A 507-nucleotide genomic window follows, 5' to 3' on the forward strand; every position below is an offset into this window, starting at 1 on the left:
CGGCGGGCGCGGCGACCGCGGCCGGTACGGCACGCTCAGGGCCGCGACCGCCGTGAAACGCTCGGGATGCAGTTCAGCGGCGGCCCACGCCGTGTTCGCGCCCCAGTCATGGCCCACCAGCACGGCCGTCGACTCGCCGAGAGCGTCGAGCACACCGACCGCGTCGGCGACGTGCGCGGCCATGCCGTAGTCCTCGACATCGACCGGGGCCTGAGTCCGACCGTGTCCACGCAAATCCGGTGCGACGGCGTGGTACCCGGCTTCAGCCAGGACCGGCAGTTGATGCCGCCACGAATACCAGAGTTCGGGAAAGCCGTGCAGCAACAACACCAGCGGGCCGGTTCCCGCTTCGGCCACGTGCATCGACAGACCATTGACAGTGATTGTGCGGTGCTGGATGACATCCATGCTGCAACTCCACCGTACGAGGCTGCCTGCGCACATCCGCACATGATCGGCCTCCCTCCTACGTACCGCGACGTAGTCCAGTGGCCGGTCGATCGATCG

General features: G+C 67.9%; 1 protein-coding gene. It reads right to left on the minus strand.

Translation table 11 applies throughout. The annotated features are described in order from the left end of the window. A partial coding sequence (locus AC5WS7_RS40640) for an alpha/beta fold hydrolase (RefSeq protein WP_495959990.1) occupies window positions 1–408 on the minus strand: 408 nt, incomplete at its 3' end. Window positions 409–507 lie beyond the last annotated feature (99 nt).

The organism is Nocardia sp. PLKS1-43 (genome assembly GCF_059510335.1).